The sequence below is a fragment of the Hellea balneolensis DSM 19091 genome (assembly GCF_000428525.1).
In the GTDB taxonomy this organism is placed as follows: Bacteria; Pseudomonadota; Alphaproteobacteria; order Caulobacterales; family Maricaulaceae; genus Hellea; species Hellea balneolensis.
The window spans coordinates 380,373-394,390 of record NZ_AUAC01000003.1 but is presented as its reverse complement, the minus strand read 5'-3'; the positions used below and the strand labels follow the sequence as shown (position 1 = coordinate 394,390).

Here is a 14,018-nt window from a genome sequence, read left to right as displayed (position 1 = left end):
TTGCCTCCGCCGCGTATTTATGCCAAGACGACATAAAAAGGCTGCCCCATGCTCTCAGATATACTTGTGAATTTTACCCATTCGGCTGTTGTCGTATTTGGTCTGCTCACCCTCCTCTGGGCTATTAGTGTTGCTGTAAAAGATGCCAGTTTGATTGATATTTTCTGGGGTTTTGGCTTTTTAGTGGTGGCCGTCGTGTGTTTATACCTTGCTGATGTAAAGACTCCTTATCTCTGGCTCCTCGCCACTATGCCCATTGCTTGGGGCATTCGGCTCTCTCTCTATCTTGCAAAGCGCAATCTGGGTCACGGTGAAGACAAGCGTTATGTCGCTATGCGCAAACGTGCGGAGAAGAAAGGCATGAGCGAACTGGCCTGGCGTATCCGTACGCTTTTCACGGTCTATTTCGGTCAAGGCCTGTTGATTATGATTGTCAGCGCCCCGATTTGGGTGGCGATGGCGACAGGTTATGAACAACACATTTGGTCAGAACGAATAGGAGACGATCAAGTGATATTTTCAGAATCAATAAAATCAAAAATCGGCATCCTCGCCATACTCGGCGCCCTCCTCTGGCTTATCGGGTTTCTCTTTGAAGCTGTTGGCGACTGGCAACTCACAAAATTCATGAAGAAAAACAAAAACTATGATGGGCCGAAAGAGGATAAACCTGTTCTTGATACCGGCCTGTGGAAATATACGCGCCATCCGAATTATTTCGGCAATGCCTGCATGTGGTGGGGTATCTGGCTTGTGGCTTGCCAAGCGCCTTGGGGCTGGACCACGATTTTTGCACCACTAATTATGACCTTTCTCTTGACCCGTGTCTCAGGTCGCGACTTACTAGAACGCGAGATGAAAAAGCGGAAAAATTATCGGGATTATGTTGAGAGAACGAGTGGGTTCTTTCCGATGTTGCCGAAGTAATCCCCTCGCCCCGTTCACGGGGGAGCGACATTACGCAGAATGCTTAAATATCCGCCTGCGTTCAACACTGCTTGGTATCCCTAGCGCCTCCCGATATTTGGCCACTGTCCGTCGTGCTATGTCGATGCCTTGATCTCGCAATAACGCCACCAATTTGTCATCTGATTTCACATCACCTGCGATTTCTTCGTCGATCAAAATTTTTATCTTGTGACGCACGGCTTCAGCGCTATGCGCTTCCCCCCCGCCGAGTGACGGAATGCTCGCACCGAAGAAATATTTTAACTCGAACATACCGCGCGGCGTGGACATGAACTTATTTGATGTTACGCGCGAAACCGTGGATTCATGCATCTCAATTGCATCGGCGACAGTTTTCAAATTGAGTGGGCGCATATGATCGATACCATAAGCGAAAAAACCGTCTTGCTGTTTTACAATTTCACTCGCGACTTTCAAAATTGTGCGCGCGCGTTGGTCAAGTGATTTAACGAGCCAATTGGCATTGGCATGGCATTCGCTCATAAATTCTTTAGTCTTTTCGTCTCCGCCCAAGGCCGCAATCTCATTGTAATAACGATTATCGACAAGCACGCGCGGCAATGTATCGGAATTCAGCTCAACCGCCCAACCACCTTGCGGCGTTTCCCGAATAAAGACGTCAGGCTCTACGGCTGCCGCCATCTCGCCGCCATAGGCCAAACCCGGTTTAGGCGCGAGCGATTTCAAGCGCTTAACACGCGCCATCAGCTCTTCCTTATCCACCGCACAGAGCTTCATGAGTTTTGTGAGATCATGCTTAGCCAGTACTTCAAGATTGTCCAAAAGCGCTTGCATAGACATATCAAGCGCCCCTGCATCGCGAAGCTGAAGCGATAAGCATTCAGACAGATTACGCGCAAAAACCCCTGTGGGTTCGAACGTTTGCAGCTGAGTCACCAAAGACAAAACACTGTTTTCAGCGACGCCCAAATTGTTCGCAATATCGGTAATGTCCGCGCGTAAATATCCGTTTTCATCAACATGATCTATAAGGTGCCGGGCAATCAAGCGGTCGCGATCAGACAGATGCAACATGGCGAGCTGCTCATGCAAATGCTCAGATAAGCTCTTTTCAGCGGCTGTGTTCGCTACGGCATCATACTCTCCGCTGCCGTTAAAACTACCGCCCGTCCCTGCCTTGGACCAATCGACTGAACCGCCGACATCAGCCGCTATATCTGATGCTGTGGCCTCGCTGTTCATGGCATGATCCGGCGCGTCCATATCCGATGCATTAGAGGCTGGCGCGTCAACACTGACGCTTGGGTCTGCCGCCTCAACATTGGCGACATCCTCGCCGCGGCGGTTTTCATCCCCCGTTCCGCGCTCCAATAAAGGATTGCTTTCAAGCTGTTCTTCGACAAAAGCCGAAAGCTCTATATTTGAGAGTTGCAACAGCTTAATCGCCTGCTGCAATTGCGGCGTCATAACAAGGGACTGGCCCTGTTTGACCTGTAACTTAGGCGATAAAGCCATAATATTTCACCATTCATTCACGGCCCTAAGGGCTCAATATAAAGGCTGATTTTTCAGCTCATTAAGGATTGGCTTAGAGGAAAAGGTTTAAAATAAGGTTTGCGGCATGAATTTTGCTTGGCGGCCTTACTCATGGGTCAACAGATACAGCTCTCCTGCGCTTTGACTCGGCCTTTTTTAAATGAAAGCCAACATTTACCTCGTGCCCAAATAAATGGACGTCCGCAGGGTCGATACCTTGAGGCACCTTCTTAAGATAATAAACACAAGGCACTAACCCTGCGGCGGTGATTTTATCTGCTGCCTCTCAAGTGAGACACACAGAGGCCCGCATTCCGCACGCGTAAATCACGGCGCTTGACCTCACCGTCCCGTTACAAACAAAGCTACGCGTTTTGCCTGTCCCTGTAGCGGGAACACAGCCACTATAGGCCATCCTATCACAAGCAAGGATTTAATAGTTTTTGGCCCTCATAAACTCGGTGATTTTTGCGGATTTCAACGAGGATTAAGGTGTTTTTCAAAATCGAAACCTGTTATCCCCACCCCATGCATAGCAAAGTTAAAATATGCGGCTTGAAACGGCCCGAAGATGTTGAAGCAGCTATCCTCTATGGTGCGTCTTACCTTGGGTTTATCGTTGAAGCGAAATCTTCGCGGCGGGTGTCCGTGGCTGATGCAGCCGTCCTCTCTCGCCCCGCCAATGGTAGCGCAAAGACTGTGGCCGTGACGGTTAATCCTGATGATGCCCTGATCATGGCTATCGCCGCGCACATGCAGCCTGATTACATACAGCTGCATGGCGATGAGAGTGTCGACCGCGTGGCCGAGATAGCGCGGCTCTCCAAAACGCGCATCATTAAAGCCGTGGCCATTGCCACGGCTGAGGATATGAAGCAGGCCGAGCATTATGCGGGGGTTGCGGATTTTCTGCTCTATGACGCTAAACCACCCACACGTCCCGATGGGGTCGAAACCGCACGAGGCGGACACGGCCTGTCCTTTGATTGGAATATTCTGGCCGCCGCGCCCCTCCCGAAAATATGGGCGCTTGCGGGCGGCCTCACCCCCGACAATGCGGCGGAAGCTTTACAGAGGACAAATGCGCCTATCCTCGATGTTAGCTCTGGCCTTGAAGCGAGCGCGGGCGTAAAGGATGCGGCGAAAATTCAAGCCTTTATGAAAGCGGTTCACGACCAAGGATAACGAAATGGGTAAACCTGAAAACATTACGACTCCTGATGAGAATGGACGCTTTGGTGATTTTGGCGGGCGTTATGTCGCCGAGACTTTGATGCCGCCAATCCTTGAGCTTGAGAAAGCTTATGAGGAGGCTAAGGCTGACCCCACTTTCCAAGCCGAACTTGATGATTTTTTCAACCATTATGTCGGCCGTCCGTCTCCACTTTATTTCGCTGAGCGCCTCACCGAGTTCGCAGATGGGGCTAAGATTTATTTCAAGCGTGATGAGCTCAACCATACTGGCGCGCATAAAATCAATAATTGCATGGGCCAAATTCTGCTCGCCAAGCGCATGGGCAAGAGCCGCATTATCGCTGAGACAGGCGCGGGACAGCACGGCGTCGCAACGGCCACAGTTGCCGCGCGCTTTGGCCTGAAATGTATCGTCTATATGGGCGCGACGGATATTGTCCGCCAAAAGCCGAATGTCTTTCGGATGCGCCTGCTCGGGGCCGAAGTCCGTGCCGTACATAGCGGCACAGCGACCTTGAAAGATGCGATGAATGAAGCCCTGCGCGATTGGGTCACCAATGTCGGCGATACCTTTTACTGTATCGGCACCGTCGCAGGACCGCATCCTTACCCCGCTATGGTCCGTGATTTCCAAGCCATTATTGGCCGCGAAGCCAAGGCGCAAATTTTAGATCGCGAAGGCCGCCTGCCCGATGCTGTCGTTGCCTGTATTGGCGGCGGGTCTAATGCGATGGGCCTATTCCATGACTTTGTGCCCGAAACGAGTGTGCGGCTTATCGGCGTTGAAGCCGCAGGGCGCGGCGTGGATAGCGGATTACACGCTGCGAGCCTGACAGGCGGTACGCCCGGCGTGCTCCACGGGAACCGCACTTACCTCCTGCAAGATGAAGACGGACAAATCAAAGACGCGCATAGCATCTCGGCAGGCCTCGACTATCCCGGTATCGGTCCAGAACATGCGCATTTGCACGATATTGGCCGCGCGGAATATGTCAGCGCCACTGATGACGAAGCTCTGCATTGGTTCCAAGAATGCGCCCGCCTAGAAGGCATCCTCCCCGCGCTAGAGCCTAGCCATGCCCTGCCCCGCACCGTCGACCTCGCCAAAGAGCTTGGCAAAGACGGGCTGATTATCATGAATATGTGCGGCCGCGGCGATAAAGATGTCTTCACGATTGCCGACGCGCTGGGCGAGCATATTAGTGAGGGGACGGAGGGCACAAAGTGACCGTATTCGATCCTGTGAATCGAATACAACGACGTGCCAAAACCGCTGGCGGTTTTGGTTTGGCATTTTTTCTAGGGGCGTGTTCAAGCCTGCCAAGTCATGATAAACACCTAGATTACTTTGAAGTTTACGGGGACTCGATTCCGCTACTGACAAATGACGTTATAGCAAAATGTCAAAGAGTCGATTTAGATGAAAACACTTTCTGCATACACTTGATAGGAAAAGTTGATGCAGAAAAAACAGGGAAAGTCCTCGCTTATGGATTACTTCTTGACGAGGCAGGCTGGTTCAATTTCGAACCTCCTATAGAAGAATTTGTTAGCGCAGATGCATTAAAAACACCTGATTATGTAAGCATGCATTTTCGTAAAACTGTAGAAACAGGATGTGACAAAGAGCTAATTCTTACCCCTAGAACTCTTTCTGGAACTGAAAAAACTGAACTTAGTATTTCTAAGCAAAACTTAGACTGTAATGAATAACTCATGACCCAACGCATCACACAAACCTTCGCCGCTCGTAAAGCTAAGGGCCAAGCTGCCTTTGTCGCCTATATCATGGGCGGAGACCCTGACCGTGCGGCCTCGCAAGCTGTCTAATTTCTCGGGAACCAAATTCAATCTAAGTCGTTTCTCTTTCATAATAACACGGAGAGCACCCATGAAAAATTCACCTGCTAAGACGCTTGCTATCTTTGCCGTAACAGGCCTCACACTTCTAGCATCAGCTTGCAATACGATTGAAGGCGTTGGCCAAGACCTTGAAAGCGCTGGAGACAAAGCGGAAGAAGTCACGAAAAATTAGCTTCTTACATCTGCTAGGCTTTACCTCTGATTGATAATGACTGAACCCGCCTCTTGGCGGGTTTTTTCATGCTCAATTACTGATTTACAGTTCCAAAAAAACTTCGAGCTATATGAAATGTCAAGATGAACGTAAATCATTAACTTGTATTAACCACCCTAAACAACTCAATTTTAAGATTTATCATGTAACAACTTTGACGTGGGAGACACATTAAAGGAAGTAAAAATGAAAAATATAAAAAAAATAATGGTGGTAACTTTAGGCTCAGCATTGATCGCGCCATCCGCGTTTGCTGTTGACCAAGATGTTAGATTTTCAGGTGTTGTTTTAGACAGCTGCGCCCTCGTCATTGGTACAAATGGTATCCTTGGCCAGTCGATTGATCAGACGGTCTTATCCTCCAAGGAGACAGCGGGCCTTCCCGGAACCGTTACGGTTACGACCAATAGTATAAATTCAAATATTCAAGTTATCGCGCCCACATCTTTCGATGTAGGCCCCGCAAGCGCTGACACAAATACAACATTTGCCGCAAGCTATACTCTGGCGGGTGACACAGTCTTATCAGAAGTTAGCGGAGATTCCGTTACGCCTCTAGGCTTAGGCGTCACAGTCGCAACCGTAGATGCGAATGCCACGAAATCTACAGGCACATTTGATGCTGGCATTTATGAACTTGTGACAGTCGTAAGATGCACGGCGCCATAAGACATTTCATCATAGGTGTTTTCACCGCTACAGGGCTCGCCGCGACATTCGCGGCGCAAGCTCAAAGCGTGGCACCTATGAAGCAGAAGGTTGTCTCTTTCAGTGATAAATTCATGGTGCAGTTTGAAATCAGAAACACTTATGCGACGCCGCAAGTTAATATGATTTCGATCTACACGCCTGATTGGAAACCCGTAAAAGCAAGTTATGTATCAAAAAAGGCCGTTAAATTAGCCTCCAACGATACGCTCGTTATAACAGCCATCGTACCTTTCTCAGAGCAAAATGACGGCTCTGTAAACTCACGCATGGTTTATGTTTGTAATTCAATTATTCCAAAAGTCGACGGCGTAGGATCGGCTTTTAAGGGGGAAGTATGCGGAAAAGTATTTGCTACCAAATTGCAGGAACAGTAATCCTCTCAGCACTCGCTGTCGGCAGTGCACAGAGCCAAGTAAATAATTTAGGTTCGCCTATCAATGATTTAAGTTCGCCTATTATCTTGCCTAATTCATCTAGTTCTTACAATCAGAATGGATTTAATCTACCGACACAGCCTCATATATCAGGCCAAGACATGATACGTGGCCCAAGTGGCATTACGTGCCAATCAGCTATTGGGTCAAATGGACCTAAACTTGATATGGGTATGATTGGATCAAATGACATTTTCGACCGTGAAACAGTCTCTTTTTACGGGCGTATATCTGTTCCCCTAGGGAAAAAGACAAAACGCGTTGATTGTACCAAACTCTATGATCTAGAAATATCACGCTTGAAAATGGAACTACAGCTCATGAGAGCTGGGGCCATGCCAGGCATGTTAGACCAAAGAGCTGCTAGACAAGTCATTACTCAGTTACCTGCAGCACAAGAGAACTCTGTTGAACAGGCACGCCCGAGTAACCCTCTGGTTATCGGCGGCAAAGCTCAGGACACAGCGCAAGTCATCTCAAAACCTGCCGTAACAAAACCCGCTGCGCCAGAAGCTGTTGTAACGCAACATGCTGAACTCGCGCCCCTTGAAAACCATGTTACGGCAGCTAATATTGAGATCAGAGAAGAAACACCCGCAAAGACTGATGTTGTAAGAGTTGTAGAAGCCAAGGTGCAAGTCTTGGAGGCAACAGACCTTAAAAGCGAGACTATAAAAGTCGTGAACGCAAAGGCATCTGAGGTGAAATATGTCCAAAGACAGAATTATGTCATGGCAGCAGAGAAGAACCTCAGTCAGTCAGTTACATCGGTAACAACAGATGTTATAAGAAGAAAAATTCCACATATCGAAACCGTTATACCTCGTTTGGCCGACAGAACGCTCATCGAAGTGAAAACAGTCAGCGTGGACGCTGCTAGAGTAATTCCCCATATTGAAACTGTTATACCGAGCTTAGCTGATAGAACATTTATCAAAACGGAAATGGCAAGCGTTAGTCCAGCTAAGACATATCAAATGGCTAAACTTGAAAAGACTAAATTTGTAAAGGCTAAAGCTAAATCGCCCCAATTCGATATGGCGCAATTTGAAGTCATCTATGCCTGTAATACAATGACGCCTAAATTCGATGGAGCTGGAGTGGCTTTGGCAAAGAACACGTGCGGAAAGATATTTACGCCTAAATCGCGTGCACTGTAATAGCGTTTAATATTGTAGGGTAACGCAGAATTTGCTCTGGCAACTCTGCTAAAAAGCGCTTAATGGCAAGCGCATGACGCACCGCATTGATACCGTATTTACTAACCGAAAAGCCAAAGGCCAAGCCGCCTTTGTCGCCTATATTATGGGCGGAGACCCAGATCGTAAGACGTCTCAACAGGTCCTCAACGCCCTGCCCTCACATGGCGTGGATATTATCGAGCTGGGCATGCCCTTTACCGATCCTGCAGCCGATGGCCCAACCATTGAAGAAGCGGGTTTGCGAAGCCTCGCGGCGGGGACAACCCTGACCACTATCCTTGAGATGGCGACAGAGTTTCGCAAAAATAATGACACAACACCCCTCATCATTATGGGCTATTGTAATCCTGTGCATCACATGGGCTATGCCAATTTTGCCAAGGCTGCCAAAGAGGCGGGCATAGACGGCGCAATTATTGTAGATTTACCGCCCGAGGAAGATGCAGGCTTACGCGACGCCTTTGAGGTGCATGACCTCGCCCTCATCCGCCTTGCGACCCCCACCACAGATGAAGCCCGCCTGCCCCGCGTCGTCGAAGGTACCAAAGGTTTTGTTTATTACGTATCTATGACAGGCATAACGGGCGCCGCGTTCAGCCAAGCCGGCTCGGTGACCGAACAAGTCGCGAAAGTGCGCAAGGCCTCGGGCCTCCCTGTTGTCGTAGGATTTGGGGTCAAGACGCCAGAGCGCGCAGCCGAAGTCGCAAAAGATGCGGACGGTGTTGTGGTCGGCTCTGCCATTGTGAAAGAGCTACATGAAAATGGAGCGGAGGCAGCCTTGGCTCTCGTGAAGACACTCGCGAACGCAACCCACGGGGCCTAAAACACCTACTCACCACATCACAAACCTATCACAGTCAGTTTTATTGAATGTGTATCTGCAATGGCATTTATAACAATCCTCTCTTCCCCTTAAGAGACCAAAGCAATGATGATTTACCCCTGATCATTTTGCCTGAAAACAGCAGGATTAGCTCTCCCTCCCCTTCAAGCTAATCCTGCTGATATTTCAAACAAAGACTTAGAATAAACCTTGAAAACCACACGCTCTGCGTTATCGTAAATACATCGTGAACCCACGCATACGGGGGCGGAATAATCTGCCCCGATGTTATGAGGAAAGGATTAGACCATGATTACGTTACTCTCCCCTGCTAAAAAACTAAACTTCGACCCGGTGACAACTCAGCTAGAGGCAACTGAACCCTTGCTGACGGCGGACACGTTGGAACTGGCTAAGGTCGCGAAAAAGCAATCTGCCGCGGATTTGAAAAAACTGATGCATATCAGTGATAATTTGGCCGAGCTTAATGCCGAGCGGTTCAAAGCGTTTAATCTTGACGGCAAAAGCAATAGCGCAAAGCCCGCCGGACTGACCTTTGACGGGGATGTCTATTGGGGCCTCGAGGCCAAATCCCTCAGCGATAAAGATCTGTCTTACGCCCAAGACCATTTGCGCATCCTCTCAGGACTTTACGGTGTGTTGCGCCCGCTGGATTCCATGCAAGCTTACCGCCTTGAGATGGGCACCAAGCTCGCTACGAAACGTGGAAAATCGCTTTATGATTTCTGGGGCAGCACCATTGCCGACACGCTTAATGCGGATTTGAAAGAGCATGAGGATCAAACCATCGTCAATTTGGCGTCCAATGAATATTTCAAAGCGGTCGATAAAACCACGATTTCAAGCCCTGTCATTACGGCGAAATTCCTCAATGTCAAAGATGGTAAAGCCCGTGCCTTGATGTATTACGCCAAATTCGGACGCGGCTTGATGGCGCGTTGGATTATGCAAAACCGTGTGGACCGCGCCGAGGGTCTTAAGGACTTTAATCTGGACGGGTATAAATTTAATAAGACAGACTCGTCTGAAACAGAGCTCGTCTTCACACGTCCGCAACCCGCGCCGAAAAAATAGTGGCGGTCCCTCCGCCGCCCTGCACAGCCAGAAGCCCATTAGAGTTCTCTGCGCGCGATTGGTGGATCATTTCCAAAAACACTTGGGCTGAAATCCACAAAGATAATGTCGCGATCATCGCGGCGGGCGTGGCTTTCTTCAGCCTGCTGGCAATTTTTCCTTTGATAACAGCATGCCTGTCAATTTACGGTTATTTTGCTGACCCTCTCCAAGTCCAAGGCATGTTGCAGGATGTGAACGGCGTTTTACCCCAAGATGCTTGGGAGGTTCTCAACCGCCAAATTACCGCTGTTATCATGGCGCCGCATGGCCGCTTGGGGCTTGGCATTGCGATAGGCCTGCTGATCGCGCTCTGGTCCGCTGGGGCAGGCATACGCGCCATTATGCGTGCCATGAACATTGCCTATGGAGAACGAGAGACCCGTAGCTTTGCTATGTTTTATGCACTGGCTGGCTCAATGACGCTTTCCATGATACTTTTTGTCTGGATAGCTTTGGCGATTATAATTGGGGTTCCTGCCATTTTACATGTGCTTAAGCTAGACGGCGCGATTGCTGCTTTTTCGCGCATATTGCCATGGGCCTTGCTTATCTCAATGTTTGGCTTTGCGGCAGGGATTTTATATCGGTTTGGGCCAAGCCGCCGTCCCGCTAAGAAACGTTGGGTGTTTCCGGGTATATTATTTACAACACTGACATGGCTGATCATATCATTTGGCTTTTCCAAATTTGTCGCCGCTTTCGGAAATTACAACGCAATATATGGATCGCTATCGGCGGTCATTGTCCTGCTCATCTGGTTCTGGCTAACCGCTTATACCGTCATCATAGGCGCTGAGCTGAATGCCGAAATGGAGCGTCATACCATTGTCGATACAACGCGCGGCCCTGACAGACCTATGGGCGCACGCGGCGCGGCTATGGCGGATTACCGTCCAGAAGGCTTTGACTTGGAAGATATGGCCCATTCAGGCTAAGAGAATGCATGCGATTCATAAAAGCCAACTTCCCTGCCGATAAATCCGACGCTGTCATTGAGATTATCAATAATTGCAAGCCGATAGATTGGTCCTTGGATAGCGGTTATGGCCGTTATGAAAAAGCCGTTGAGATCGTCGTTGCCAAAGGGCACGGCCAAGAGCTGATTGACGATTTACAAGCCTTGCTCAGCGCATCTGCGGATTGGCGCGTCGTTGTGATGCCGATCGAGGCCACCCTGCCCCGCCCCGCTGAGGACGAAGAAGAAACCCAAGATGAAGCCGCAAAAAAAGCTAAAGCCAAAACAGTCTCCTTGCGCGAAGAACTTTACCAAAAAGTCTCAAATGATTGTAATCTGAATTGGGATTTTATTATCTTAACCGTGCTCTCTTCCATTGTGGCGGCGATTGGCTTGAATGGTGACAGCGTCGCTATTGTGATTGCCGCCATGGTGATTGCGCCTTTGCTTGGGCCAATACTGGCCTTCGCCCTTGCCGCGGCGCTTGGCGATTTATCTTTGATGAAAAAGGCCACTAAAACAGCCTTGGTGGGCCTGGGTATTGGCTTTGGCTTTGCCTATGCCCTCACATTTTTCATGCCCGTCAACCTCGCCAGTACAGAGATGGTTAGCCGTACTGTGATTGGCCCAGAGATTGTCGCCCTCGCGCTTGCCTCTGGCGCGGCAGCAGCGCTCTCCCTGTCCACAGGCATTTCCTCCGCTTTGGTGGGCGTGATGGTGGCTGTTGCCCTACTCCCGCCCTCCGTTGCCTCGGCGCTATATTTAGGGGCCGGAAAATATGAAGCCGCCGCAGGAGCCGCGATTTTACTCGGGCTGAATGTGGTTTGCGCGATCCTCTCCGCGCAGCTGATTTTCGTCTATAAAGGCGTGAGACCAAGAACATGGGTCACACAGAAGAAAGCATCGAAATCGGTCAAGATAAATGCCGCCGTTTGGGTGGGGTTATTGGTGGCGCTGGCGGTGTTGGCTTATGAGTTTAATGTTCAGGTGGGTTAGTTTGTTGTTTCAAATTTATTACGAAGATAAATTAATTGGGCATTCACAGCTAGAAAAAGGCGACCCACCCATGGGGGTAGCGCATGGTGAATTTTTACCCAATAAGGCTTTTGATGAGGTGAAAAAACACTTTGATCACATTGAAAAAGACATTTGGCGGTTAGAAAATTTAACTTTGAAAACTAACAATAGGATATCCGCTGACCGTGATTTTGACGTCGGGATTCTAGCATATGAGTCTCTGGAAGACCCTTTTTTCCTTGAAGTTTCGGCTTTTGCAAAAGTCTCTGAAGCATACGAGGCTCTTTTCCTTCATCACATTAAAGCTTACGAGGAACATTATAAAGATTAACCCGCTGGCCTAATCAAATCCGCCCCGCTTGCCCGCCCCGAACTCACCTCACGCCCCACATCATAAAAATCCAAATCCTCACTCCCCTTCATCGTGCCCAGTACCGCATCGGCGCTGACATCCCAATCGAGCCAATTATTCCATTGGTTTTTTGGCAGGCGCACGGGCATGCGGTGATGGAGGTGTTTCATTTGGCCCGTGGCTGAGGTCGTCAGGATAGTGGCGGAGAGCAGCGTTATGCCTTCATCCACGCGCCATTGATCCCAGAGCCCGGCAAAGGCGAAAAGCTCTTGGTCGTCCTCATGGATATAATAGGGCGTTTTAGGTTTTTCCACGCCCTCCCATTCATACCAACCCGTCGCGGGGAAGAGCGCGCGGCGGCGTTTGAAGGGCGTTCTGAAACTGGCTTTCTCTGCGGCTGTTTCCACCCGCGCATTAAACATGGGGCGACCTTCCGGCGGCTGTTTTTTCCAATGCGGGTGAAGGCCCCAACGCATCGGGACGACTTTGCGCGCCTTACGCCCGTCATAAGCAATAACGGGAACAACGGTGCCAGGCGCGATATTATAATTTGGTTCCCAATCCCAAAGAGGAGATCCATCTTCGCCGGCCTGCCCTGTTTTTGCCGCGAAATAGGCCGCAATTTCGGCTAAACCTTTGGCTAATGTGTAACGTCCGCACATAGTTTTCCTTCTGGGACTATCTATAAGGATACGAGAGATTTATGGAAGATATTATGACAACCGAAAAACCCATAGACTGCGCCCCCGTGGATTGTGTTGGCGTCATTTGCTTTCGGGGCGATGATGTCCTGCTGATCAAGCGCGGCACCGCCCCGCGTAAGGGCGAATGGTCTATTCCCGGCGGCCGTATCGAAGACGGCGAGAGTGAGCGCGATGCCGCTCTTAGAGAGCTGTTTGAGGAAACGAGTATTATGGCGGCGCTTGAGGATAAGGTCGCCACCATTGATGCGCAGTTTGAAGACTTTAACTACCGCTTGCATGACTATGCGGCGCGCTGGATTTCGGGTGAGCCGCAATTTGGGGATGATGCCGCCGATGCGCGTTTCGTGCCCCCGCATGAGCTTGACGGGCTTGGCATGTGGTCCAAAACGCGTGAGGTGATTGAAACGGCGCGCCGTTCATTATCAAAAGCCAAGGGGCTGTAAAATTTGATGTTCATTTGCGCCAAAACTGCTAATCAAAGCCTATGAAATGGCTGGCGGCATTCCTGTTCCTCTTTATGAGTTTCGCGCAGAGCGTCTCTGCGCAGGACGCGTTGACGGAACGCGAAAGAGAAGCTGCCGCGAAAGAAGCTGCGCTAAAGGCTCGCGAAGACGCTGAATTGCGGGTCGAAGCCGATATGGTGACAATGAATAGCCTTGTCGAAGCGCTGTCTAAAAATTTGGGGCAACTCCATTATCTACGGACCATTTGTTTTAGCCGTTCTGATCAGAAGTGGCGCGATTACGCCAGCCGCATGATGAATATTGAAACAGCGGGTGATAGCAGCGAACGGCGCAAACTTATTCGCGCTTTCAACGCGGGCTATTACCAAGAAGAAGGCCGCCACGCGCAATGCTCACAAGCTGTCAGCGCTGATGCCGCCGCTTTGGCCGAAAATGGCCGTCATATCTCTGCCATGCTCGGCGACCCTTATAGAGAAAGATAA

At 49.8% G+C, this 14,018-nt stretch carries 17 protein-coding genes; 15 read left to right on the top strand and 2 right to left on the bottom strand.

Translation table 11 applies throughout. From position 1 onward, the window contains the following. Positions 1–48: 48 nt before the first annotated feature. Entirely contained in the window at positions 49–927 is an 879-nt protein-coding gene (locus F569_RS0107895; protein ID WP_026941755.1) for a DUF1295 domain-containing protein, read from the top strand. Positions 928–957: 30 nt separating this feature from the next. Here the strand turns inward: F569_RS0107895 and rpoN are convergent, their stop codons facing one another. Next, on the bottom strand, positions 958–2,445 hold the full coding sequence (gene rpoN / locus F569_RS0107890; RefSeq protein WP_026941754.1) for an RNA polymerase factor sigma-54: 1,488 nt from the start codon (positions 2,443–2,445) through the stop codon (positions 958–960). A gap of 549 nt (positions 2,446–2,994) precedes the next feature. On the opposite strand from rpoN, the gene F569_RS0107885 reads away from it, so the two are divergent. The 12 genes from F569_RS0107885 (at position 2,995) to F569_RS0107825 (ending at position 12,347) form a co-directional block, all read left to right on the top strand. Continuing rightward, complete coding sequence (locus F569_RS0107885) at positions 2,995–3,651, top strand: phosphoribosylanthranilate isomerase (protein WP_026941753.1); 657 nt, start codon at positions 2,995–2,997, stop codon at positions 3,649–3,651. 4 nt (positions 3,652–3,655) lie between these two features. Continuing rightward, positions 3,656–4,888, top strand: coding sequence for a tryptophan synthase subunit beta (gene trpB / locus F569_RS0107880; RefSeq protein ID WP_026941752.1), 1,233 nt, complete (start codon positions 3,656–3,658; stop codon positions 4,886–4,888). Then, the gene (locus F569_RS0107875) at positions 4,885–5,373 is read left to right on the top strand and encodes a hypothetical protein (RefSeq protein WP_026941751.1); all 489 of its coding nucleotides are present in this window, start codon (positions 4,885–4,887) and stop codon (positions 5,371–5,373) included. The genes trpB and F569_RS0107875 overlap by 4 nt, the downstream gene beginning before the upstream one ends. 178 nt (positions 5,374–5,551) lie before the next feature. Then, positions 5,552–5,695, top strand: a complete 144-nt coding sequence (locus tag F569_RS19535) for an entericidin A/B family lipoprotein (protein WP_154813684.1) — start codon at positions 5,552–5,554, stop codon at positions 5,693–5,695. A gap of 228 nt (positions 5,696–5,923) precedes the next feature. Continuing rightward, positions 5,924–6,406: a hypothetical protein gene (locus tag F569_RS17140; RefSeq protein WP_051279577.1), complete on the top strand. Its 483-nt coding sequence runs from the start codon at positions 5,924–5,926 to the stop codon at positions 6,404–6,406. After that, on the top strand, positions 6,391–6,822 hold the full coding sequence (locus F569_RS18915) for a hypothetical protein (protein ID WP_051279575.1): 432 nt from the start codon (positions 6,391–6,393) through the stop codon (positions 6,820–6,822). The genes F569_RS17140 and F569_RS18915 overlap by 16 nt, the downstream gene beginning before the upstream one ends. Continuing rightward, complete coding sequence (locus tag F569_RS18910; protein ID WP_051279574.1) at positions 6,783–8,042, top strand: hypothetical protein; 1,260 nt, start codon at positions 6,783–6,785, stop codon at positions 8,040–8,042. Before F569_RS18915 ends, F569_RS18910 begins: the two co-directional genes overlap by 40 nt. 73 nt (positions 8,043–8,115) lie before the next feature. Next, entirely contained in the window at positions 8,116–8,907 is a 792-nt protein-coding gene (gene trpA / locus F569_RS0107845) for a tryptophan synthase subunit alpha (protein WP_026941750.1), read from the top strand. Between the two features lie 309 nt (positions 8,908–9,216). Beyond that, positions 9,217–10,002, top strand: a complete 786-nt coding sequence (gene yaaA / locus F569_RS0107840; RefSeq protein WP_026941749.1) for a peroxide stress protein YaaA — start codon at positions 9,217–9,219, stop codon at positions 10,000–10,002. Continuing rightward, positions 10,002–10,979: a YihY/virulence factor BrkB family protein gene (locus F569_RS17125; protein ID WP_051279572.1), complete on the top strand. Its 978-nt coding sequence runs from the start codon at positions 10,002–10,004 to the stop codon at positions 10,977–10,979. Before yaaA ends, F569_RS17125 begins: the two co-directional genes overlap by 1 nt. A gap of 8 nt (positions 10,980–10,987) precedes the next feature. Beyond that, the gene (locus F569_RS0107830) at positions 10,988–11,995 is read left to right on the top strand and encodes a TIGR00341 family protein (RefSeq protein ID WP_026941748.1); all 1,008 of its coding nucleotides are present in this window, start codon (positions 10,988–10,990) and stop codon (positions 11,993–11,995) included. Then, on the top strand, positions 11,970–12,347 hold the full coding sequence (locus F569_RS0107825; RefSeq protein WP_154813683.1) for a hypothetical protein: 378 nt from the start codon (positions 11,970–11,972) through the stop codon (positions 12,345–12,347). Before F569_RS0107830 ends, F569_RS0107825 begins: the two co-directional genes overlap by 26 nt. Here the strand turns inward: F569_RS0107825 and F569_RS0107820 are convergent. After that, positions 12,344–13,030 (bottom strand): SOS response-associated peptidase, encoded by a 687-nt coding sequence (locus tag F569_RS0107820; protein ID WP_026941746.1) that lies wholly within the window; start codon positions 13,028–13,030, stop codon positions 12,344–12,346. The genes F569_RS0107825 and F569_RS0107820 overlap by 4 nt on opposite strands. A 53-nt stretch (positions 13,031–13,083) precedes the next feature. On the opposite strand from F569_RS0107820, the gene F569_RS0107815 reads away from it, so the two are divergent. Both F569_RS0107815 and F569_RS0107810 read left to right on the top strand, forming a co-directional pair. After that, positions 13,084–13,515 (top strand): NUDIX hydrolase, encoded by a 432-nt coding sequence (locus F569_RS0107815; protein WP_026941745.1) that lies wholly within the window; start codon positions 13,084–13,086, stop codon positions 13,513–13,515. 41 nt (positions 13,516–13,556) lie between these two features. Then, positions 13,557–14,018: a TIGR02301 family protein gene (locus tag F569_RS0107810; RefSeq protein ID WP_026941744.1), complete on the top strand. Its 462-nt coding sequence runs from the start codon at positions 13,557–13,559 to the stop codon at positions 14,016–14,018.